Raw genomic sequence first — 348 nt, 5'->3', positions numbered from 1 at the left:
GCTCCCGGCCCTTTAGCTCAGTGGTGAGAGCGAGCGACTCATAATCGCCAGGTCGCTGGTTCAAATCCAGCAAGGGCCACCATCACATACCGCCATTAGCTCATCAGGAAAGAGCGCCAGCCTTCGAAGCTGGTTGCGCGGAGTTCGGGTCCCCGAAGGCGGTTCATTATCTGTATCCTGCGTTGTTAGCTCAGCCGGACAGAGCAATTGCCTTCTAAGCAATCGGTCACTGGTTCGAATACAGTAGAACGCGCCACACTTATTTTCCCTGGCTCGCTTTTGCGGGCTTTTTTTTAAATGTCTCACAATTCAGGCGGTTGACTGTTGTCTGGTTTGCGGGGAGTTTGT

3 tRNA genes are annotated in these 348 nt (G+C 53.2%); all 3 read left to right on the top strand.

From position 1 onward, the window contains the following. Positions 1-6: 6 nt before the first annotated feature. The 3 genes from BFF42_RS21425 to BFF42_RS21415 all read left to right on the top strand — a co-directional run bounded on the left by BFF42_RS21425 (position 7) and on the right by BFF42_RS21415 (position 256). Positions 7-82: transfer RNA gene (locus BFF42_RS21425), tRNA-Ile, on the top strand. Between the two features lie 6 nt (positions 83-88). Continuing rightward, positions 89-164 (top strand) — tRNA-Arg (locus BFF42_RS21420). A gap of 15 nt (positions 165-179) precedes the next feature. After that, a tRNA-Arg gene (locus tag BFF42_RS21415) sits at positions 180-256 on the top strand. The last annotated feature ends 92 nt before the right edge of the window (positions 257-348 follow it).

Origin of the sequence: Shigella sp. FC1661, from assembly GCF_001712525.1 — a bacterium.
Classification (GTDB): domain Bacteria; phylum Pseudomonadota; class Gammaproteobacteria; order Enterobacterales; family Enterobacteriaceae; genus Escherichia; species Escherichia coli.
Note: the sequence above shows the minus strand (reverse complement) of the source record. Positions and strands in the feature narration are given on the sequence as shown.